Origin of the sequence: Flavobacterium geliluteum (assembly GCF_017948595.1) — a bacterium.
Lineage (GTDB): Bacteria > Bacteroidota > Bacteroidia > Flavobacteriales > Flavobacteriaceae > Flavobacterium > Flavobacterium flavipigmentatum.
This window is the reverse complement of the sequence record NZ_JAGFBV010000015.1, coordinates 55213-77828: the sequence shown is the minus strand read 5'-3', so window position 1 is coordinate 77828 and position 22616 is coordinate 55213. Positions and strand designations below refer to the sequence as shown.

Below are 22616 nucleotides of genomic sequence, written 5' to 3'. Positions count from 1 at the left end.
TAAAAATGAAACACCAACATATACTTCAGCAAAATTTTCAAGTCGCATTTAATTATGACATTATTTTTAGTCGTTCTTTATTTGATGTAAATAATTCATCGCTTATTGATGTGATTAAAAAAGAGCCTGGTTTTCAACAGCCCAAAGTCACAATCGTGATTGATAAAGGTGTTGTAGACTGTACAGAACATTTTATCACAAAAGTTATCCATTATTTTAATCATCAGCAGTTCAGAATTACCGAAAACAATATACTTGTAGTTCAGGGTGGTGAAGTCATTAAGAATAATCACAATGATATCGAGGCCGTACTACAATTAATAAACAATAATAAAATAGACCGCCATTCTTTTTTAATAGCGATTGGCGGAGGAGCAGTATTGGATGCTGTGGGTTATGCTGCTGCAATTGCACATCGTGGCGTGCGTCTGATCCGAATACCGACAACCGTTTTGTCGCAAAATGATTCTGGCGTTGGCGTAAAAAACAGCATGAATTACTTTGGCAAAAAAAACTTTTTGGGCACATTTGCACCGCCCTATGCTGTCCTCAATGATTCCGACTTTTTAAAAACTTTGAGCAAACGCCATTGGCGATCCGGTATTTCCGAAGCCATAAAAGTAGCGCTTATCAAAGAGGCATCATTTTTTGACTGGATAGAAAAAAATACTCAGGCACTCAACAACAGAGATGTTTCTGTTATGGAAACACTCATTATTCGCTGTGCCGATTTACATACTGACCATATTTCTAAAAAAGGAGATCCTTTCGAAAAAGGTTCTTCCCGTCCGTTAGACTTCGGGCATTGGGCGGCACATAAAATGGAGCAGCTTACCAATTATGAAATTACACACGGAGAAGCCGTAGCGATTGGTATCGCCCTCGATGTTACCTATTCTTTTTTATCAAAAAGAATTGATCAATCAAGCCTGGACCGAATCTTAAAATGCTTTTTAACATTGGAGTTTGCAATAACACATCCCATCCTTGATACGCATCTTGATGAGGTTATAAAAGGATTAGATGAATTTAGAGAACACCTCGGAGGTCAACTAACAATCATGTTATTAAGCGATATTGGCACGGGAGAAGAAGTACATTCGCTTGATAATAAATTAATTACAGCATCCATTCAATACTTATACTCATTTTGCCAATTAAATACAAAAGTATGTTAATCAGTGCAAATGGTCATTTAAGTTATTGTACCAACATTCACGCGGGTGAATCGTGGGAAGCTGTTTTTAAAAGTATCGAAACGTATTGCATTCCGCTCAAAGAAAAAGTCTCACCAAATAAGCCATTCGGAATTGGTTTGCGTCTGTCTTACCAAGCCGCCACCGAATTAACCTTAGATAATAATCTTTCAATATTTAAGGATTGGCTGCAAAATAATAAAATGTATGTCTTTACGATGAATGGATTTCCTTATGGAAATTTTCATGATCAACCCGTAAAAGACAAAGTTCATTTTCCGGATTGGACAAGCGACGACAGATTGCAGTATACCCAATTACTTTTTACTATTTTGTCTGAACTTTTGCCCTTTGGTTTAGAAGGCGGAATTTCTACTTCTCCACTCTCCTACAAACATTGGTACCCCACCGAAGCCAGTTTGATTGAAGCAAAAAAAACAGCCACAAAACAATTGGTCGCAGTGGTCACACAGTTAGTAAATCTTCATGAAAGTAAAGGTACAATGATGCATTTGGATATAGAACCGGAACCCGACGGGATCATTGAAAACAGTGCCGAATATATTGCTTTTTTTGAAGATTATTTACTAAAAGAAGGGGCATCATTATTGGCCGCTACTCTTTTTTGCAGTCTGCCAAAAGCAAAATATTACATACGCAATCATGTGCAGCTTTGTTATGATGTTTGCCATTTTGCCATTGGATTTGAAAAAAGCGAAGATGTACTTCAAAAAATGGAAAAGCATAATTTAAAGATTGGAAAATTACAAATTAGTGCTGCTCTCAAATGTACTGCATCATCAAATACAACAATTCAGGAACTACAGAAATGCCTCCGTACTTTTGATGAACCTACTTATTTGCATCAGTCAGTAATAAAAACAATAAACGAGGAACTGCTAAAATTTAATGACTTAAAAAACGGTATCGAGGCCATGCAACGAGAAGATTTTAAAGAGCTGCGTACACATTTTCATGTTCCAATTTTCATTGAAGATTACCAGCTATTGCAATCTACCCAAAATGATATTATTGATGTTTTAAAAAAATGGCGCCAAAAAGAGTTTACCAAACATCTCGAAATAGAGACTTACACTTGGCAAGTTTTACCTGCCCATTTACAAACAGATTTGGAGCAATCAATCGAGAGAGAATTAAAATGGGTTTTAAACAGAGTAGATCATAATGCAAAAGAGCAAATGATCGATGCAAAAGCACTTTAAAAAAAAGTAAAATCAAAACAATGCAGCAAACTGTCGTTATTAATGTAGTGGGGCTTACCACCAATTTACTCGAAAATCCAGATCTTTTTTTGCACCAATGGTTAAAAAAAAATAAGTATTTGAGTAGTATCGAACCCGTACTTCCTGCCCTTACCTGCTCTGCCCAAGCCACTTATCTAACTGGAAAATGGCCTTCAGAACACGGTATTGTAGGCAATGGATGGTATGACCGAAATGATGCCGAGGTAAAAATGTGGAAACAATCAAACAAACTGGTGCAATCTGAAAAAATATGGGACTTAGCGAGAGAAATTGATCCAACATTTACGTGCGCCAATTTGTTTTGGTGGTACAACATGTACTCTGACGCTGATTTTACAGTAACGCCTCGTCCGCAATATTGGGCAGACGGACAGAAAAAACCAGATTCTTACTCAAAACCAGCTAATTTACGAGATCGCTTACAAGACAAATTGGGCGTATTTCCGTTGTTTGACTTTTGGGGGCCAAAAACAACAATCCGCTCAAGCGAATGGATTGCAAAAGCGGCAAAACTCGTTTACGAATGGCACAATCCAACCCTCACCTTAATTTACCTACCACATTTAGATTATTGCTGTCAAAAATTTGAGCCCAACTCTCCAGAAATTGCAGTAGATTTAAAATCTATCGACCTAGTTTGCAAAGATTTAATTGAATATTTTGAAGATAAAGGAACACAAGTAATTGTTTTATCTGAGTATGGCATTACCAAAGTTACCAACCCAATACATATCAATCGGTTTTTGCGAACTAACGGTTATTTGCAAATTAGAGAAGAAAAAGAACTCGAATTATTAGATACTGGTGAGTGTCGTGCTTTTGCATTGGCAGATCACCAAATAGCGCATGTATATATCAAATGTAAAAATGATATTCAGGAGCTGAAAAAATTACTGGAAAAAATACCTGGAGTGGCAAAAGTGCTGGATAATGCCGGAAAAAAAGCGCATCATCTGGATCATGAACGTGCAGGAGATCTTGTACTTGTTGCAGATCAAGACAGTTGGTTTACTTATTATTATTGGTTAGATGATCGCAAAGCCCCCGATTTTGCCCGCACGGTAGAAATTCATAAAAAAATAGGGTATGATCCTGTTGAACTATTTCTTGACCCGAAGAAAAAATTTATTTTACCTCGTATTATTTTGAAATTAATTAGAAAAAAACTCGGCTTTCGCACTCTTATGAATGTAATTCCTCTAGACGCCAAACTGGTTAAGGGTTCTCATGGATGCATCCCGAAAAATGATGCAGACAAACCAATATTTATCAGTAAAAATAATCTTCCAGAAAAAATAGAGAGTAATTTTATATGTCAATATATACTCGACATTATTTTTAAAAAATAATGAAAAAATTAGTTTCAAACGATACAATTCTTTTTATCTCTATTTTGTTATTCCTTTTTATGTTTTTAAAATCAATGACAACTGCATAAAAGTGTAACAAAAAACACTAATAATTTTCTTCTCCGAAAAAACAAAGCAATCCTAAATAAGTTACAATTGTACTTATTACTCTTTTTCTTCATTTTCTTGCTGCAGGTAAGCAATAAAATTCATTGGAGAAACCCCCGTAACTTTTTTAAATGTAATACTGAATCTGCTGTGAGAAGAAAAACCTGCTTCATCTGCCAGGTAACTTATCTTATATTTCAGGTAACTGCTGTCGTTTTTTAATCGATCAACAATATAATTTATGCGCAATTCATTGATATAAGTTGCAAAATCTTTTGACTTATTTTTATTGATGACATACGATAAATATCGATTATTTATTCCGAGTTCGCCGGCAACTGTATTTAGAGAAAGATCTTTATTAAGATAAAATTGAGATTTCTCAAATTCCTTAATACTTTTCATAATACTTCTTTCTGTTGCCTCAGACATGTATTCTTTCGTAACTTCTTTCTTCGGAATTATTTCAACTTCTTCGTTAAAAGTGATAGCGCTTCTGCTGATAAATTTTTTATAATCTTGTCTTCTTCTGTAGATATAAATTCCTAAAGTAGTTAAAACAATAAAAGTACAGCCGCCAATAATTACAAAGGTACTTCTCTCATATTTGGATTGATTGTCAAGCTCTTTTTTCTGAAGTGTTTTGATTAATTCGTCTGCAATTATTTTTCGGCTATGTTCTTCATCTTTATTCAGTTTTACATTCTTTTCATTGTAAATAATGTATTTTTTTTGGTCTGTTTTTTTATAAAAATCCAATAAAGAACTATATACTTCCTGCTTCAATATAAAGAAATTCGAAGCTTCTGCTATCTGCTCAGCTTCCTGATAATACAAGTTTGCTTTTTTATAATCTGCCACAGAAGTATAGACATTTGCAAGACCATTTAATATAAAACCTTTCAGAGGACTATTTGAAGACTGAGACAATTCAAGTTCTTTTTGTGCTTTTTGGTAAAAAAATAAAGACGAATCAATTTTTTTTAATGAAAGATAATTTTTGGCTATAAGTTCGTCGTTAACTGCAATTTGAAAGTTTTTATCAATAGAGGAACCCGCTTTTTCAAAAAGGATATTACCGTTTTTAAGACACTCAATTGCTTTTGAATAATTGGCGGCATACATCTGGTAATAAGCTATTTCCTGAGATAAGTTTCCTTGAAATTTATACATTTCATTTTTATCTTCAATTTTTTTACTCGCCGTTAAGGCCTTTTGCAAATAAATTTTTCCGATGCTGTAAATTTCGTTCTCTCGGTAAAGTGTTGACATAAAACCATTTATTCTCGCCTGAAAAGTGTAATTCTCGTCGATTACAGCAAAATTATTTGCTTGTTTCAAAGCAGCAATAGCTTCACTTCGTATCCCATATTGACGCAAAAGAGTTGCCTTGAGCATACAGGCTTTTATTCTCTCCGTATTGTTTTTTGAAATTTTAAAAAGATAAGTAGTATTGCTCAGTGCCTTTGTCGGGTCTGAACTTAGCAATACCTGAGATGTTTCAGAAAAAATACTATCGTATTTAGAATTTTGCGAATAACTTGAATGATGAGAAACAATAACTGCAAAGAAGAAAAGAAAATATTTTAAGTGCATATAAGTAGGTTAATTAAATGATTTACAGGCTTATAAATTCGATTTTAAATTTAAAAATATAATTATTTTTATTAGTAAAAGTTTTTTTTGAAATATTCCATAACATTAGTACTATTTAAGTCCTTATGGGCATAAAGTATTATTTTTTTACGACACTTATTACATCAATAATAACTATACAACAAGATAGTAAATTTTCTAAATTAAAAAAATAAGACAGCTACTTTCTAAAAAAAATATTTCGGAAAAGCAGAAAAAAATAAATTAAAAATGACACAAAAAAAGGTTGATTAAAATAAAATTTTACTTGTAATGATTATTCTTTTTGTTACCTGTAATTGGACTTTTGCAAAAGTAAATTAATTTGTTGTTTTAGCATTGTTTTTAACAAGAAAAAGATAATTTAATTTCTGACTTTTAATGTCTCTTTCCATAGTCAAACCACCTACTTTTTACTGCCATTTCACAAGAAATATCTCTTGATCTAAAAACTCCAAGTAGCCTTATTCTGAACTATATCTCAAAAGGATTCCTGAAACACCAATTTCTCTTACGGCTAGTAAATTTAAGCCTTCAAAGAGCTTAAAACTTCTTTTTCATAAAAACCTGTAAAACAGATATATATCTTTTTTTTATAAGAATTATGTTTTTCTTATTACGCAATTGGTAAAGAGTCTTGACATTTTTTGGCCCTGTAGTTCGCTAATTTCGCTGATGAATTATGTAGATAAATACAGAACTAAATTATCATTTATGACCAAAAATCTTACACTAACACGCAGCTGTTTTTACCTAAAAAAACAACTGATTTACCTTTTATTTTTCATCTTATTTATGGGTTACAAATCTTCAGCTCAAAACAAAATTAGCGATGAAGATAAACAATTTTATAAAGTGATTTCTTTTGGAGAAAAAATTGATTTTGGTACTGTTGATACATCCGTAATGTGGACCATAACCAATACGAAAAATAATAGTCACGCTACTTTGATCGGTAACCAAATTAATGATTATGTATTTGAAGAACCAGGGGAGTATGATATTAATTTTCAAGAAAACAAAAAACACGATGAAGAATGCAATCATCCTATGTTTGCAGAAAGATCTCGAATAAAAGTAACAGCTGTGAAATTATCTTATGATTTTTCGAAGATAGCTTTTTCTCAGAAAATCGAGAAAGGAAGAAATTATTCAGACTTGATTATTACGGTTCCTGCAAAAATCATCACAAAAAATAATTCGATCGCCACATTACCTACACCTGGCTTGTCAATTGCCGGATTAGGGGTTTCTTTTACTGCTGTGCCGTTAGAAAAAGAAATTATCCTGAATAATAAAACACAACTTCTGAAATATAAAGTGTCTGGAATGGTCAATAGCGAAGCCTATCTGATGTTTGATTTTTTTGATTTCAATAATCAGGTACAGACATACAATCTTCCACAGATAATAAAATAATCGTATTACTTATGATAAAAAACTACTCTACTTTAAAGAAAATATCGAATTTTAAAAAAGCATTTTATCTGCTTTTTATATTTTTCGTCTTCAGTCAAATAGCAAATGCTCAATGTGCTTCGCCACCCGTTGGATGCCCGAACACTGATCTCTCTAATTTTGGGACTGAGTCAAATAACAATGCTGCAACAATAGAATATGATAATTTTGTTTCCAGTTTTCACACCACAATTGTAAGAACCTCAGACGGTTCTTTGCAAACATGGGGAGAAGACATTGGTAATGATGGATTGCAAGATGTATTATCACCATTAACAATAAACGCAACAAATTTTCCTGCTTTAACGGGTACTCCTTTAAAAGCTGGCTTGGGAAGCGTCTCTGCAAATAATGTTCAGGGAATTCTTTTGGCCACAGATGGTTTGTATGCTTGGTCAAAGGAAGGAATTGTTCTTGATGGTTCAATCACTTCAAGCACTACTTTTCAAAAAATTACCATTAACGGAAATACAAATGGTTTGCCAACAGGTGTAACTCCAGGAGATGTTAAGATGATGTTTGCTACTTATAGAACATTAGCAATTACAACTTGTAGCGGAGATGTTTGGGTAATTTCGCAAACCGCAAGTGTTCGAGGTAATGGGGGAACAGGAAATGCAACCACATGGTACAGAGTAACTACCTCAGACGCTGGCAATCCGTTTTTGACGGACGTAGTAGCCTGTAGAGGAAATTATGACGGTCTTATGGCTTTGAAATCAGATGGTACTGTATATGTTTGGGGAGTTAATGTACTTTTAGGAGATAATACAGCTGTAATTGCAAGTCAAACCAGAGCGAGACAAATGGCGATACCTGCTATAACACCTAAAATGATTAGTTCTTCGGGAAGCGGCACAGAAAGATCATATTATATTTTAGCTACAAATGGTAATTTATATACTGTCGGTGAAAACAGTAACAGACAATTGGGAGACTGGACAACCACAGATCGATTAGGATGGGTTCAGCCCCGATATACATCAGCTGCGGGGCCAGTTATGAGCGACATTGTCTGGTTTAGCGTACAGGAACATGATAATTTATACGGAAGCGCCAATGTGATAAATACTGCTGAAAATTTATATGCTTTTGGGCAAAACAATAACTCTTTGCTTGGAACTCCATCTGACCCAAGTAATCCAACTATGCCAACTGGAGTGAGTCTTACAGATAAAATTCTAGCTGTTGAAACGGGTGGACATACCACAATGATTGTGAAAAGCTGTGATGCAAACTTTGGTTATGTTGGTCATAGAATCAGGGGAAGTATGGGTAATGGTTCAAATACAACCAGTACAGAAGCTTCTTATAATTTTGCTACAGCTGCCGTACAAATTTGTGGTGTAGAATCGATTCCGGTAATTCAGCCTATCTCAGCAGGAGGAGGACCAGGATCTAATTATTGTGTGGGTGATCCTGTTTTATTAGAACCAACCCCAGCGGGAGGGACATTAAGTATATTAAGCGGCCCAGGGACATTAACGGGTAATACAGTAAATTTTACAGCAGCAGGTACAGTCGTAGTTCAGTATTCAGTAACTACTGCCTGTGGAGGCACATCTGTAACCTCTAGAAATTTTGAAGCTGTGCTTTGTCCGTTGGACTTGCAGGTTACAAAAGCTGTTAATAATACTAATCCAAGTGTTGGTGACAACGTTACTTTTACTATTACAACAACCAATAACGGACCCTATAAAGCTACCGGTATCACTGTAAATGACGTACTTTCGTCAGGTTATACCTTTGTAAGCGCGACTCCTTCAGTAGGAACATGGACTGCACCAAACTGGACTGTGGGTAGTCTTACCAATGGAACAAGTGCTACTCTGTCTATTGTAGCAACAGTTAACCCAACAGGTTCGTATGTAAATACAGCAACCGTTACAGGAAATGATCCTGATACAACCGCTGCTAATAATACTGCAACCGTAACGCCTTTGGTTGAAACCAATCTTGCAGTAACAAAAACAGCACCTAATGTTACAACCAACGTAGGAAGTAATGTTACGTTTACTATTACAGCTTCGAATGCCGGACCAAGTGCTGCTACAGGAGTTACAGTAAATGATGTACTTCCTGCGGGTTACACTTTTGTGAGTGCAACACCTTCGACAGGAACATGGTCTGCACCAAACTGGACTATAGGAAATCTTGCCAATGGAGCCAATGCAACACTTACTATTGTTGCGACAGTAAATGCTACAGGACCTTACAGCAATACAGCTACTATTACGGGAGCACAAAATGATCCAACACCAGGAAACAATTCGGGATCTGCTACACCAGCTGTGAATCGCTTCCCTGTGGCTAATGATGATGATCAAAGTGCTTTTCCCTTAACGGAAGATGGAGCTGATGGTACCGTGAATATACTTACCAATGATACAGATCCAGATGGTAATCCTTCTGCACCAGTAAACGGAATTGGACAATTTACAATAGATTTAGATACTGCTCTTGCGGGAATTCAAACCACATATTCTGATGCAAAAGGTGTCTGGACATTAAATACAACAACTGGAATTGTAACATTCAATCCAGCCAATAATTATAACGGAACAGCGACAATCACGTATACATTGTGCGATGTATCTGGTTTATGCGACAATGCCGACATTACATTTGTAGTAACGGCTGTAAACGATGCGCCAGTGGCCAATAATAATGCTGTTTCTACTGATGAAGACACGCCGGTAACCATCAACATAACTACCAATGATACCGATTTGGATGGAACCATTGATGTGGCTACAGTCGATTTAGACCCAGCGACAGCAGGGATTCAAACGACTTTCACCGTAACAGGACAAGGAACTTATACCGTAGACAATACTGGTCTAGTAACTTTCACGCCAGTGCTCAACTACAACGGAACGGCAACACCAATCAATTACACCGTAAACGATAATTTAGGTTTGGTTTCCAATATCGCTACTTTGACCATTACCGTGAACGCTGTAAACGATGCACCAGTGGCCAATAATAATGCTGTTTCTACTGATGAAGACACGCCGGTAACCATCAACGTAACTACCAATGATACCGATTTGGATGGAACCATTGATGTGGCAACAGTCGATTTAGACCCAGCAACAGCAGGAATTCAAACGACTTTCACCGTAACAGGACAAGGAACTTATACCGTAGACAATACTGGTCTAGTGACTTTCACGCCAGTGCTTAACTACAACGGAACAGCAACACCAATCAATTACACCGTAAACGATAATTTAGGTTTGGTTTCCAATATCGCTACTTTGACCATTACCGTGACCGCTGTAAACGATGCGCCAGTGGCCAATAATAATGCAGTTTCCACTGATGAAGACACGCCGGTAACCATCAACGTAACTACCAATGATACCGATTTGGATGGAACCATTGATGTGGCAACAGTCGATTTAGACCCAGCAACAGCAGGGATTCAAACGACTTTCACCGTAACAGGACAAGGAACTTATACCGTAGACAATACTGGAGTAGTGACTTTCACGCCAGTGCTCAACTACAACGGAACAACAACACCAATCAATTACACCGTAAACGATAATTTAGGTTTGGTATCGAATATCGCTACTTTGACCGTTACCGTAACGGCTGTAAACGATGCGCCAGTGGCCAATAATAATGCTGTTTCCACTGATGAAGACACGCCGGTAACCATCAACATAACCACCAATGATACCGATTTGGATGGAACCATTGATGTGGCAACAGTCGATTTAGACCCAGCAACAGCAGGGATTCAAACCACTTTCACCGTAACAGGACAAGGAACCTATACCGTAGACAATACTGGCCTAGTGACTTTCACGCCAGTGCTCAACTACAACGGAATAGCAACACCAATCAATTACACCGTAAACGATAATTTAGGTTTGGTATCGAATATCGCTACTTTGACCGTTACCGTGAACGCTGTAAACGATGCGCCAGTGGCCAATAATAATGCTGTTTCTACTGATGAAGACACGCCGGTAACCATCAACGTAACCACCAATGATACCGATTTGGATGGAACTATTGATGTGGCAACAGTCGATTTAGACCCAGCAACAGCAGGAATTCAGACGACTTTCACCGTAACAGGACAAGGGACCTATACCGTAGACAATACTGGTCTAGTGACTTTCACCCCAGTGCTCAACTACAACGGAACAGCAACACCAATCAATTACACCGTAAACGATAATTTAGGTTTGGTTTCCAATATCGCTACTTTGACCGTTACCGTGAACGCTGTAAACGATGCGCCAGTGGCCAATAATAATGCAGTTTCCACTGATGAAGACACGCCAGTAACCATCAACATAACCACCAATGATACCGATTTGGATGGAACCATTGATGTGGCTACAGTCGATTTAGACCCAGCAACAGCAGGAATTCAGACGACTTTCACCGTAACAGGACAAGGAACCTATACCGTAGACAATACTGGCCTAGTGACTTTCACCCCAGTGCTCAACTACAACGGAACAGCAACACCAATCAATTACACCGTAAACGATAATTTAGGTTTGGTTTCCAATATCGCTACTTTGACCATTACCGTGAACGCTGTAAACGATGCGCCAGTGACACTTGATGATATAAATTCTGTAATTCCTTCAGTAGCGGGAGCGACAGCTATAAATGCCTTATTGGCAACAGATTTAGATGGAAGTATTGCAAACTATACCGTTTTAACATTACCATCTCAAGGAGTTTTAGCATTAGCGGGAATTCCGGTAACACTAAACCAAGTATTGACTCCTTTAGAAGCGAGCATGCTGACCTATGAGCCAAGTGGAACATTTACAGGTAATGACACTTTTACCTTTACAGCAACAGACGATTTAGGCGCCTTAGCTTTATCGAGTGCCACTATTACAATTCCGGTTGGAAATAATGCACCAGTTGCACAAGACGACATCAATGCTAGTATTCCTTCAAGATCGGGAGCAACAGTTATTAATGATTTGATAGCAACAGATACTGATGGAACAATTGCAAATTACACAATTTTGACATTGCCTTCTCATGGAGTTTTAGCATTATCGGGAATTCCGGTAGTAGCCAATCAGGTACTAACACCTTTAGAAGTAACGATGCTTACTTATGATCCTAGCGGAGCATATTCAGGCAATGATACATTTACTTTTACAGCTACTGATAATCTGGGAGCTATTGATGCCAGCCCTGCGACAATAACACTTGTTATTGAAAAAACACTTCTCGATGCAGTTGATGATCCGGTTAATTCGGTGGTAGGAATAAATAGTACAGTAACGGTTGTCAATGTATTTACTAATGATACTTTAAATAATAATCCACTTCTGCCTTCAGATGTGAATTTAAGTGTAGTGACACCAGATCCATCAGGAGTTTTATCATTAAGACCTGACGGAACAGTAGAGTTAATTCCAAATGCACCACCCGGAAACTATTCTTTAACCTACGAAATTTGTGAGACAGTAAATCCTACAAACTGCGATCCAGCAACAGTTTCAGTTTCGGTTGTTGCACCAACGATTACAGTAACAGCCAACAGCTATTGTTCTAATAATACGCCTTATGTAGCTTACAGTGTTGTAGCAGACAATTTTACTCCAACAGATTTATTAACAATCAATTGGATAGACAGTGCAAATAATATTGTAGCGACTCAAAATAACATGCCCTTAAGTGGTAATGTTTTATGGCCTGGAGCAACAGTAGACGGTAACGGTAATCCAACAGATTGGCCGGGATGGTTATTAGTAAACGGACAATGGACACAAGGAAATGATGGTTTTCAATTAACAAGACCTTCTGTTACAATGCAGTTTACACTAAATCCAACACAATCTGTAGTTGTAAATTATCCATCAGCAGTATCAGGTTGTAATGCGATGCCTACCTTCGGCATTGAGGCGGGTAATGACGATGATGTAGTCCTTGCCGATGGTATTAATGGTTCATTAGAAGTGATTAATGTTTTAGATAATGATAAATTAAACGGAGTTCCTGTTAACGCTTCAGATGTTATTGTAAGCGGAACAAATTTACCCACAGGAATTACTCTTAATCCCGATGGGACAATTGATGTAGCACCTGGTACAGCAGCCGGTAGCCATATTTTAACTTATCAAATATGCGAAGTGGCGAATCCAAACAATTGTAGTACGGCAACGGTTACTATTTTTGTTGAAGTTCCTGCAATTGCTATTGTAAAAACAGTAGTACTTAACGATAATAACGGCAATGGATATGCAGAAGCAGGAGAAACGTTAACCTATAGTTTTTCAATAACAAATAATGGAAATGTAGCACTCCAAAACATCGTAGTTACTGATCCTTTACCAGGAATTGTTATGAGCGGTGGCCCAATCAATTTAGCGGTTGGACAAACGGATAACACTTCGATTACAGGAATCTATACACTATCTCAGGCAGATGTAAACTCCGGAAGCATTAGCAATCAGGCAACTGTGTCAGGAACGACTCCTAGCGGAATAAATGTTACAGACAAATCAGATTTTAGTGATCTTCAAGGAGAAAACCCAACTATTATAGAATTAAGTGGTTGTGTGATCAAAATCTTTAATGCCGTATCGGCAAACGGAGATGATAAAAACGGAAGGTTTTATGTACAAGGTTTAGAATGTTATCCGGATAATACGGTTGAGATTTACAACCGTTGGGGAGTATTGGTATTCGAAAGAGAACATTATAACAATAATGACATTGCTTTTAGAGGTATTTCTGAAGGTCGTGTTACTATCAAAGACTCAAACGGATTACCTGAAGGAACATATTATTATATCGTAAAATATAAAGATAATCAGTCCAATACGCATCAAAAAGCTGGGTATTTATACCTAACCAAGTAATATACTATACCAATTAAATGGCTTAGTCAATTAGGCTGAGCCATTATTTAAAAATAAAATAAATGAAAAAATTAGTTTTAGTTTTATTGTTTTGTTCGGTTGCCAGTTTTGCTCAGCAAGTTGCGCAGTTTACACAATACATGTATAACACCATTAATATCAATCCTGCTTATGCTGGTTCCAGAGGAGTCATGAGCGTTTTCGGATTGTATCGTACGCAATGGATTGGGTTAGATGGCGCACCAGAAACAAGCAGTTTTTCGGTAAATACACCAATAGGTAACAATGTAGGAATTGGAGTTTCATTAGTAAATGATAAAATTGGTCCCACAAATGAGAACACTTTATCAGCCGATTTTTCGTATTCTATACCAACATCAGCCACAGCTAAACTTTCTTTTGGTATAAAAGGATCTGGCAATTTATTCAAATTAGACCCTACTAAATTAACTCCCGAAGATCAGGGTGATCCGCAATTTCAGGATTTTAATAATAAATTCTCCCCTAATGTAGGAGCTGGTGTTTATTGGCATACAGACAAGGCTTATGTAGGTTTATCGGTACCCAATTTCATTCAGACCAATCGTTATGATGATAATGAAGTAGCGATCTACAAAGACCGAATAAACTATTATTTTATTGCAGGTTATGTGTTTGATTTGGATCGTTACGAAACCATAAAATTCAAACCCGCTTTATTAACCAAAATGGTAGAAGGTTCACCATTGCAAGTAGATGCATCTGCCAACTTTATGTTTAACGACAAATTTGTTATTGGTGTTGCTTACAGATGGAGTGCTTCAGTAAGTGCCATGGCGGGGTTTCAGATCACAGACAGTTTGTATTTGGGTTATGCATATGATCGCGAAACAACAAAATTGGTCAATTATAATTCAGGATCGCACGAGATATTCCTGCGTTTTGAATTCTTAAACAAATATGGACGAATAACTTCACCAAGATTTTTCTAATTATGAAAGTAAAAATTTTAATTTATACTGCTTTTTTGTCGTCTGTCTCTTTTGGCGTAATGGCTCAAAAAGCAATATTAAGTAAAGCCGAGAAACAATACGATCAGTATGCGTATATAGATGCTATTGCTATTTATGAAAAAGTAGCAGAAAATGGGTATAAGGACGAAAAAATGTTTCAGAGATTAGGAAATGCATATTATTTTAATGCAGAACTGACCAAAGCTGTAAAATGGTACGATGCCTTATTTGCTCTCAATGATCAGCAAGAGCCCGAATATTATTACAGATACGCTCAGGCGCTAAAATCTGCAGGTGATTATACCAAATCAGACAAAATGCTTGACCTTTTTAACGAGAAAGTCAAAACAGATACCAGAGGTGTTTTATTCGAAAATAATAAAAACTATCTCGAGCAAATTCAAGCAAATTCAGGAAGATTCGAAATACTGGATGCAGGCATAAATTCTAAACAATCTGATTATGGCAGCACTGTTTTCAATAACAAATTAGTATTTGCCTCAGCCCGCGATACCGGAAGTGTAGCCAGAAAAACATTCAAATGGACCAATAGGTCTTTTACGAATTTGTATACTGCAGATTTAAATGCGGATGGAAATTTACAAAATCCAACACGCCTTGAGAAAAAGATCAATTCTAAATTTAATGAATCTACACCCATTTTTACCAAAGATGGAAAGACGATGTATTTTACAAGAAATAACTTTTTACGCGGAAAAAAAGGAAAGGACGATAAGAGAATTACACTATTAAAATTATACAAAGCAGATTTTGTAGATGACACCTGGACCAATGTTGTAGAATTACCTTTTAACAGCGATCAGTTTAGTGTTGCGCATCCGGCTTTAAGCGCAGATGAAAAAAAACTGTATTTTGCCTCAGACATGCCGGGAACTTTAGGTCAGTCTGATTTGTATAGTGTGACAATTAATACCGATGGTACATTTGGAAAACCCGAAAATCTAGGTTCGCAAATCAATACAGAAGGTCGCGAGACATTTCCTTTTATATCAGGCGACAATGAACTTTATTTTGCCAGCGACGGACGTCCAGGCTTAGGAGGACTTGATATATTTGTAGCAAAAATCAAGGAAGATGCAAGTTTTGACCGCGTGCAAAACATCGGAGAACCTGTAAATACAAAATTTGACGATTTTGCCTTTATCATTGACCATACGACCAGAAAAGGTTTTTTCTCTTCTAACAAACAAGGCGGAATTGGAAATGATGATATCTATAAATTTACAGAAACCAAAAAACTTGATTGCGAGAAAAAATTGTCAGGAACAATCGTAGATGCCGATACTAATCAGGCGGTAAGCGATGCAAAAGTAATTTTGCTTGACGATAAATTTCAGCAAATTACCGAAGTTACTTCAGGTGCAGATGGTACTTACAATTTTGATGTAAAATGCAGCAAAACCTATCATATCAGAGTTGCCAAGCAAGATTATGAAACCAACGAAAGTCCTATTACTATTAATCCTTCAGATGATAAAGCAAAACTAGATGTAAAGCTCGAAAAGCAAATCAAGCAAATTGGTGTTGGAACAGACTTGGCCAAAACCCTCGACATTCCTATTATCTACTTTGATCTGGATAAATCTTTTATTCGAAAAGAAGCAGCCTTCGATCTGGAGAAAGTTTTAGCGGTAATGAAACAATATCCAAACATGAAAATAGATGTTCGCTCTCATACAGATAGCAGACAAACACAAAAATACAACATGGCTTTGTCTAACAAAAGAGCCAAAGCCACCATTCAATGGTTTATACAAAACGGAATTTCCGCTTCCAGAATAACCGGCAAAGGCTACGGCGAAAGCCAGTTGGTAAACAAATGCGCCGATAATGTGCCTTGCACAGAAGAAGAGCATCAGTTAAACCGAAGAAGCGAATTTGTTATTGTTTCTATGCAATAAAGCATCCCGAATCTTTATTTATAAAAAAGCTTAACCCAAGAAGACCGGCTCATCCCCCCGAATGAGTCGGTCTTTTTTTTGTTTAAAATCTAGTGTTTTCATTATTTGGGCGTTCCCTTCGGTCGGGCTATCCGCTTTATCTTTTTGTTTTTAAAGAAAAAACAAAAAGGATATCGCTCCTATCCCTAACGCAACTCTCAGCTAAATTAGAACTTTCCTTTTTTACTAGATAAATAGTAATTTGTACTTTTCAGTCAGACGTTGCTTAAAGTCATTGCGAGGAACGAAGCAATCACATTAAGCTAATGAATTGTCAAAACAAGATTTAATAAAAAATCTGTCAAGTTGCAGCAAAAAACTCAAAAAAATCAATGTTCCCCATACCCAACCTCATCCATTTTACCAGTAAAAACACGGTATTGCACAATTAAATAAACAATCACTAGAAACAAAGCGATAAAAAACCAGCTCATTCCCGCATACAATCCATATTCGCCAGCGGCAGTATTATAAATCGTTAACGAAGGATTGACTTTATTGGTTGAGGGTAAAACATTAGGAAAAATAGAAACCGCTGTTGAGGCAAAACCGCCCACCAAAAACAAACTCGAGAATAAAAATCCCAAGCCATCTTTTTGGTACGATCGGACCTTAAACAATCCGATGATACCAACAAAAGTCATCATTGGGAAAAACCATAAAATCGGGTTTTCAACAAAATTATGAAACGGCTTCGGCTCAATAAAATGCCAGATTTGCAGCGAAACAATAACCAAAACCAGCAAGACAATATTAAGTTTAAAAACCAACTTTTTAAGCTGAGGATTCAAAGACGAATTGGTTTTGAAAATAATCCAGTTGGCGCCGTGAATCATCAAAGCAACGACACTCACTACTCCCAAAAAGAGCGTAAACCAGTCAATAATTCCCAATTCATTGGCTTGTGGACTAAAAGTAGGATTCCATAAAGGCAAAAAGAAATAATGTGCTTCTTGCGTAGAAACGCCGTTGGTTACCATTCCGAGATTAACACCACGGACAATATTCCCAAGAGCAATCCCAAAAAACAAGGCCAAAAGCAAACTTGCAATTCCGAAAGCTTTATCCCAGATGGCTTCCCACATCGGATGATGCACCTGACCGCGCATTTCTAAACCAATAGCACGAAAAATCAACAGCCATAAAATCATGATCAGAGGCAAATAAAAACCACTGAAAGAAGAGGCATACAAAGTAGGAAAAGCAAAAAACAATACGCCTCCCGCCGCAATAATCCAAACTTCGTTGGCATCCCAAAACGGGCCAATGGCGCTTGTAATTGCTTTTTTATCTTTTTCTGTTTTGGCAAAAAACAAATGAATAATTCCTGCTCCAAAATCGTAACCGTCTAATACAATGTAAACGGCCAGAATTCCCATTAAAACTACGTACCAAAAAAATTCCATACTTATATATTTTCAGTTATGACTTCTGTGTGCGGGCCTTTACTAATAATTTTTCCAATTAAAAGCAAAAACAAAATTCCGAGTAAAAGATACAATCCTATAAAACCCAACAAAGTAAACAATGTATTTCCCGAAGAAACAGTTGGCGAAGCTCCCGCAGAAGTTCGCAATAAATTATAAACGAGCCACGGTTGTCTGCCTAATTCGGCAGTATACCAGCCCGTGGTGTTGGCGATATAAGGAAACGGCATCATAAACATCAGCGACCATAAAATCCATTTGGTTTGGTATAATTTTCCTCTAATTAATTGAAAAATAGCCAAAACCATCAAACCGATAAATAACGTTCCGAGTCCCACCATAATATGATAGGCATAATAAAGTCCCGAAATATTGGTAGGATGCAAGTCTTGATCAAACTTATCCAGACCTTTAATTTCTTCGTTCCAGCTCCCGTACGTCAAGAAACTTAGAATATTAGGCACAGCAATTTTATTGTCTAATTTTTTATCTTTTACGTCAGGTTGACCGATTAAAACAATTTCAGAACCTTCTTTTTCGGTATGAAAAATTCCTTCCATAGCAGCAAAAGTTACAGGCTGATATTTCACCACATTTTTAGCCAGTAAATCACCTGTTGGAACCGCTACAAAAAGACTCGAAATCAAACCAAAAACAACGCCTGTCTTTACAAATAATCTGCCGAAAGAAACATTCTTTTGACTCAGAATATAAAAAGCTCCAATTCCGGCTACCACAAAAGAACTTGTGACCAAAGAAGCTGCCTGATTGTGCAAATAAGAAGGCCATAACCACGGATTCAGGAACAAAGCCTTGAAGTTGGTCAAAACAAATTTTCCGTTTTCAAGAATTTCATAACCAACTGGATTCTGCATCCAGGAGTGTGTTGCTATAATCAAGTAACCGCTCGCCCACGAACCAATCATAATTAATAATCCGGTTACAAAATGCCACTTATGCCCTATTATTTTTTCTCCAAATAAAAAGATGCCGAGAAAGGATGACTCCAGAAAAAAGGAGAACATGCCTTCCATAGCCAAAGTCTGTCCGATAATTCCGCCCGTCAATTCTGAGAATTTTGCCCAATTAGTACCAAACTGAAACTCCATCGGAATTCCTGTTACGACACCCATTGCAAAATTCAGGGCAAAGATCTTCATCCAAAAATGAGTAGCATGATTGTATTGTTCATTTTTAGTTCGGAGGTATTTCCATTTAAAATAAACAATAATCAGCGAAAGACCCATTGTTAGCTGCGGAAAAAGATAGTGAAAGGTAATGGTGAAGGCAAATTGCATTCGGTCATAAAAAAGCATTTCTTCCATAGAGCGGTATTTGTTTTATGAAGTTCCACAAATTTACCTATTAAAAGCCAGATTTCTAACCACAAAAAACATTTAATTTTTTGGTGCCTCATTAAAAATTATGCTTCATGTTTTATAGAGAAAAACTTAAATTTGCTTATGCGGGTTATTCAATAATATTCTAAACATTTTTAATCAAAAAAAATGATTTCTGTAACATTAGTCACTTACTTTCCGAAAAAACAGAGTTACCTTTGTCAAACAATATTTTAGATATACTATCATGAAAATAGAACAAATTTACACTGGATGTTTAGCGCAAGGTGCTTACTATATTACTTCAAATGGTGAAGCTGCCATTATTGACCCATTACGAGAAATCCAACCTTATCTCGATCGTTTAGAACGTGATAAGGTACAATTGAAATATATTTTTGAAACGCATTTTCATGCCGATTTTGTTTCGGGACATGTCGATCTTAGCAAAGAAACTCAGGCGCCTATTGTTTACGGCCCTAATGCTACCTGCAAATTTGATTGTGTTTCAGCCAAAGACGGACAAGAATTCAAAATAGGAAACATTATCATTAAGGTGTTACACACTCCCGGGCACACGATGGAAAGCACAAGCTTTTTATTGATTGATGAAAACGGAAAAGATCACGCACTTTTCTCTGGGGACACTTTGTTTATTGGTGATGTAGGACGTCCCGACTTAGCGCAAAAAGCAGCGGGAATGACCCAAGATCAACTGGCCGGAATTTTGTTTCACTCTTTAAGAGATAAAATTATGCCTTTGCCAGATGATGTAATCGTATATCCCGCACACGGCGCCGGAAGTGCCTGTGGAAAGAACATGAGCAAAGAAACCGTTTCGACGATAGGAAATCAAAAGGCGACAAACTATGCGTTGCGTGCTAACATGACCGAAGCCGAATTTATTACCGAAGTTACAGATGGATTATTACCTCCGCCAGCCTATTTTGGTATGAATGTCGCAATGAATAAAGGAGGTTACGAAAGTTTCGAATCGGTTTTGAATAACGGGATGAAAGCGATTGATGTTAAAGAATTTGAGGCTGTAGCCGAAGAAACTGGCGCCTTGATTTTAGACACCCGAAATAATAGTGATTTTAGCAAAGGATTTATTCCGCAGTCTGTAAATATTGGTATCAACGGTGATTTTGCACCGTGGGTAGGAACTTTAATCGCCGACGTTAAACAACCTATTATATTGGTTACCGAAATTGGCTTAGAGGAAGAAGCCGTAACGCGTTTAAGTCGCGTAGGTTTTGATGCGATTATCGGACATCTTGACGGTGGTTTTAAAGCTTGGGAAAAAGCAGGTTTTGAAGTAGATAGCGTTAATAGAATTTCGGCTGAGCAATTTTCAAAAGAGTTTAAACCTGAGGACAGTAAAGTAATCGACATTCGTAAAGAAACAGAATATAGTGCAGAACATATTGACAATGCGTACAACAAACCGTTGGCTTACATTAATGATTGGGTAAAAGATATTAACACTAACGAGCATTTTTATTTGCATTGCGCAGGCGGTTACCGCAGCATGATTGCAGCTTCGATTTTGCAGGCACGCGGTTTTAGAAACTTTACCGAAATTGAAGGCGGTTTTGGAGCTATCGCAAACACCAATATTCCAAAATCTGATTTTGTTTGTCAGAGTAAAGTATTAAAATAAAAAGATGCAAAGGTGCAGAGGTACAAAGTAGCAAAGGTTTTTTTTAACCTTTGAGCCTCTGCTACTCAGAATCTAAAAATAAAATAACAAACATAAAGATGCGAAAAGCGATAATGGTTAAGCCTTTGAACCTTTGAACCTCTACAACTAAGAACCTTAAAAATATGCTAGAAATCCTAAAAGAACCTTGGCCATGGTACGTTTCCGGTCCGCTAATTGGGCTAACCGTTCCTATTTTATTAATTATCGGAAATAAATCATTCGGAATCAGTTCGTCATTGCGCCATATTTGCGCCTCTTGTATTCCTTCAAATATTACTTTCTTTAAATACGACTGGAAGAAAGAAAGCTGGAATTTATTCTTCGTTTTCGGCATTTTCCTTGGTGGAATGATCGCTGCTTATTTTCTATCTAATCCAAATGCGATCGAAATCAATGCAAAACTTTCAGAACAATTAGCATCTTATGGCATCACTGATCACTCGGGATTGCTTCCCAAGCAGCTCTTTTCGTGGGAAAGTTTATTTACACTTCGTGGGTTTATCATGATTGTGGTTGGAGGATTTCTGGTTGGTTTCGGAACTCGCTACGCAGGCGGTTGTACCAGCGGGCATGCGATCATGGGAATTTCAAACCTGCAATGGCCGTCTTTGGTGGCCACAATTTGTTTTATGATCGGAGGTTTTATCATGGCCAACCTGATTCTACCTTATATTCTTTCACTTTAAAATTTTAGAAAATGTCAAATTCAAATTTAGAAGATACAGATACAGAAGGCATCAACGCAAGTAAATTGAAAGATTCAGTATTTTCGAACCTAAAATACCTTTTAGTAGGAATTGTTTTTGGAATTGTATTCGTAAAAGCAGAAATCATCAGCTGGTATCGCATTCAGGAAATGTTTCAGTTGCAATCTTTCTTTATGTATGGTGTTATTGGAAGCGCAGTTGTAGTAGGAATCATCTCGGTTCAGGTGATAAAAAAATTCAATATCAAAACCATTCAAGGCGAAAAAATAGAAATTCAGCCTAAGACCTTTAATAAAGGACAAATTTATGGAGGGCTGTTGTTTGGTTTTGGTTGGGCCATTACAGGAGCTTGTCCAGGACCACTATTTGCTCAGATTGGAACGGGAGTTACCGTAATTGTTGTCACTTTAGTCAGTGCTATTTTAGGAACTTGGGTGTATGGCTACTTTAAAGACAAGTTACCTCATTAATATTTTTACCTTTTTTATTCCATCAAACCCGACAGTTTTTTTACGTGTCGGGTTTTCTTTTGCAACAAAGCATACTCAGTCACAACTTTAAACAATAGTTAAACACCATAAAATCAATTATTTAAATATAAAAAATTACTGTAACT

13 protein-coding genes are annotated in these 22616 nt (G+C 36.8%); 10 read left to right on the top strand and 3 right to left on the bottom strand.

What is annotated here, in order from left to right; all coding sequences use genetic code 11:
- Positions 1-5: 5 nt before the first annotated feature.
- From J3495_RS10705 to J3495_RS10695, 3 genes are read left to right on the top strand one after another with little or no spacing between them, the layout of a single operon-like run.
- Positions 6-1178: a 3-dehydroquinate synthase gene (locus J3495_RS10705; protein ID WP_210666551.1), complete on the top strand. Its 1173-nt coding sequence runs from the start codon at positions 6-8 to the stop codon at positions 1176-1178.
- Entirely contained in the window at positions 1172-2419 is a 1248-nt protein-coding gene (gene eboE, locus J3495_RS10700; protein WP_210666550.1) for a metabolite traffic protein EboE, read from the top strand. Before J3495_RS10705 ends, eboE begins: the two co-directional genes overlap by 7 nt.
- A gap of 20 nt (positions 2420-2439) precedes the next feature.
- Positions 2440-3810 carry an alkaline phosphatase family protein gene (locus tag J3495_RS10695; RefSeq protein WP_210666549.1) on the top strand — a complete coding sequence of 457 codons (1371 nt, stop codon included), beginning with the start codon at positions 2440-2442 and terminating at the stop codon, positions 3808-3810.
- 165 nt (positions 3811-3975) lie between these two features.
- Here the strand turns inward: J3495_RS10695 and J3495_RS19195 are convergent, their stop codons facing one another.
- Positions 3976-5514, bottom strand: a complete 1539-nt coding sequence (locus J3495_RS19195) for an AraC family transcriptional regulator (RefSeq protein ID WP_236025447.1) — start codon at positions 5512-5514, stop codon at positions 3976-3978.
- Between the two features lie 834 nt (positions 5515-6348).
- Between J3495_RS19195 and J3495_RS10685 the strand changes: the two genes are divergently transcribed.
- The 4 genes from J3495_RS10685 (at position 6349) to J3495_RS10670 (ending at position 16782) form a co-directional block, all read left to right on the top strand.
- Positions 6349-6972, top strand: a complete 624-nt coding sequence (locus J3495_RS10685; RefSeq protein ID WP_210666548.1) for a hypothetical protein — start codon at positions 6349-6351, stop codon at positions 6970-6972.
- An 11-nt stretch (positions 6973-6983) separates the two neighbouring features.
- A complete protein-coding gene (locus J3495_RS10680; protein ID WP_210666547.1) occupies positions 6984-13868 on the top strand; it encodes an Ig-like domain-containing protein in 6885 nt (2294 codons plus the stop codon).
- 62 nt (positions 13869-13930) lie between these two features.
- Positions 13931-14839 (top strand): PorP/SprF family type IX secretion system membrane protein, encoded by a 909-nt coding sequence (locus J3495_RS10675; RefSeq protein WP_210666546.1) that lies wholly within the window; start codon positions 13931-13933, stop codon positions 14837-14839.
- A gap of 2 nt (positions 14840-14841) precedes the next feature.
- The gene (locus J3495_RS10670) at positions 14842-16782 is read left to right on the top strand and encodes an OmpA family protein (RefSeq protein WP_210666545.1); all 1941 of its coding nucleotides are present in this window, start codon (positions 14842-14844) and stop codon (positions 16780-16782) included.
- A 368-nt stretch (positions 16783-17150) separates the two neighbouring features.
- Here J3495_RS10670 and cydB read toward each other — a convergent pair whose 3' ends face one another.
- A complete protein-coding gene (cydB, locus tag J3495_RS10665) occupies positions 17151-18227 on the bottom strand; it encodes a cytochrome d ubiquinol oxidase subunit II (protein WP_210666544.1) in 1077 nt (358 codons plus the stop codon).
- Between the two features lie 2 nt (positions 18228-18229).
- On the bottom strand, positions 18230-19573 hold the full coding sequence (locus J3495_RS10660; RefSeq protein WP_210666543.1) for a cytochrome ubiquinol oxidase subunit I: 1344 nt from the start codon (positions 19571-19573) through the stop codon (positions 18230-18232).
- 262 nt (positions 19574-19835) lie between these two features.
- Between J3495_RS10660 and J3495_RS10655 the strand changes: the two genes are divergently transcribed.
- The 3 genes from J3495_RS10655 to J3495_RS10645 all read left to right on the top strand — a co-directional run bounded on the left by J3495_RS10655 (position 19836) and on the right by J3495_RS10645 (position 22470).
- A complete protein-coding gene (locus J3495_RS10655; protein WP_210666542.1) occupies positions 19836-21251 on the top strand; it encodes an MBL fold metallo-hydrolase in 1416 nt (471 codons plus the stop codon).
- 164 nt (positions 21252-21415) lie between these two features.
- Entirely contained in the window at positions 21416-21979 is a 564-nt protein-coding gene (locus J3495_RS10650) for a YeeE/YedE family protein (protein ID WP_210666541.1), read from the top strand.
- A gap of 11 nt (positions 21980-21990) precedes the next feature.
- A complete protein-coding gene (locus J3495_RS10645) occupies positions 21991-22470 on the top strand; it encodes a DUF6691 family protein (protein ID WP_210666540.1) in 480 nt (159 codons plus the stop codon).
- Positions 22471-22616 lie beyond the last annotated feature (146 nt).

What these genes read in the sequence shown, in the direction of transcription:
- J3495_RS10685 (WP_210666548.1), top strand. Translation starts at nt 6,349, where the DNA reads ATGGGTTACAAATCTTCAGCTCAAAACAAAATTAGCGATGAAGATAAA.
- eboE (WP_210666550.1), top strand. Translation starts at nt 1,172, where the DNA reads ATGTTAATCAGTGCAAATGGTCATTTAAGTTATTGTACCAACATTCAC.
- cydB (WP_210666544.1), bottom strand. Translation starts at nt 18,227, where the DNA reads ATGGAATTTTTTTGGTACGTAGTTTTAATGGGAATTCTGGCCGTTTAC.
- J3495_RS19195 (WP_236025447.1), bottom strand. Translation starts at nt 5,514, where the DNA reads ATGCACTTAAAATATTTTCTTTTCTTCTTTGCAGTTATTGTTTCTCAT.
- J3495_RS10660 (WP_210666543.1), bottom strand. Translation starts at nt 19,573, where the DNA reads ATGGAAGAAATGCTTTTTTATGACCGAATGCAATTTGCCTTCACCATT.
- J3495_RS10670 (WP_210666545.1), top strand. Translation starts at nt 14,842, where the DNA reads ATGAAAGTAAAAATTTTAATTTATACTGCTTTTTTGTCGTCTGTCTCT.
- J3495_RS10695 (WP_210666549.1), top strand. Translation starts at nt 2,440, where the DNA reads ATGCAGCAAACTGTCGTTATTAATGTAGTGGGGCTTACCACCAATTTA.
- J3495_RS10675 (WP_210666546.1), top strand. Translation starts at nt 13,931, where the DNA reads ATGAAAAAATTAGTTTTAGTTTTATTGTTTTGTTCGGTTGCCAGTTTT.
- J3495_RS10650 (WP_210666541.1), top strand. Translation starts at nt 21,416, where the DNA reads ATGCTAGAAATCCTAAAAGAACCTTGGCCATGGTACGTTTCCGGTCCG.
- J3495_RS10705 (WP_210666551.1), top strand. Translation starts at nt 6, where the DNA reads ATGAAACACCAACATATACTTCAGCAAAATTTTCAAGTCGCATTTAAT.
- J3495_RS10680 (WP_210666547.1), top strand. Translation starts at nt 6,984, where the DNA reads ATGATAAAAAACTACTCTACTTTAAAGAAAATATCGAATTTTAAAAAA.
- J3495_RS10655 (WP_210666542.1), top strand. Translation starts at nt 19,836, where the DNA reads ATGAAAATAGAACAAATTTACACTGGATGTTTAGCGCAAGGTGCTTAC.
- J3495_RS10645 (WP_210666540.1), top strand. Translation starts at nt 21,991, where the DNA reads ATGTCAAATTCAAATTTAGAAGATACAGATACAGAAGGCATCAACGCA.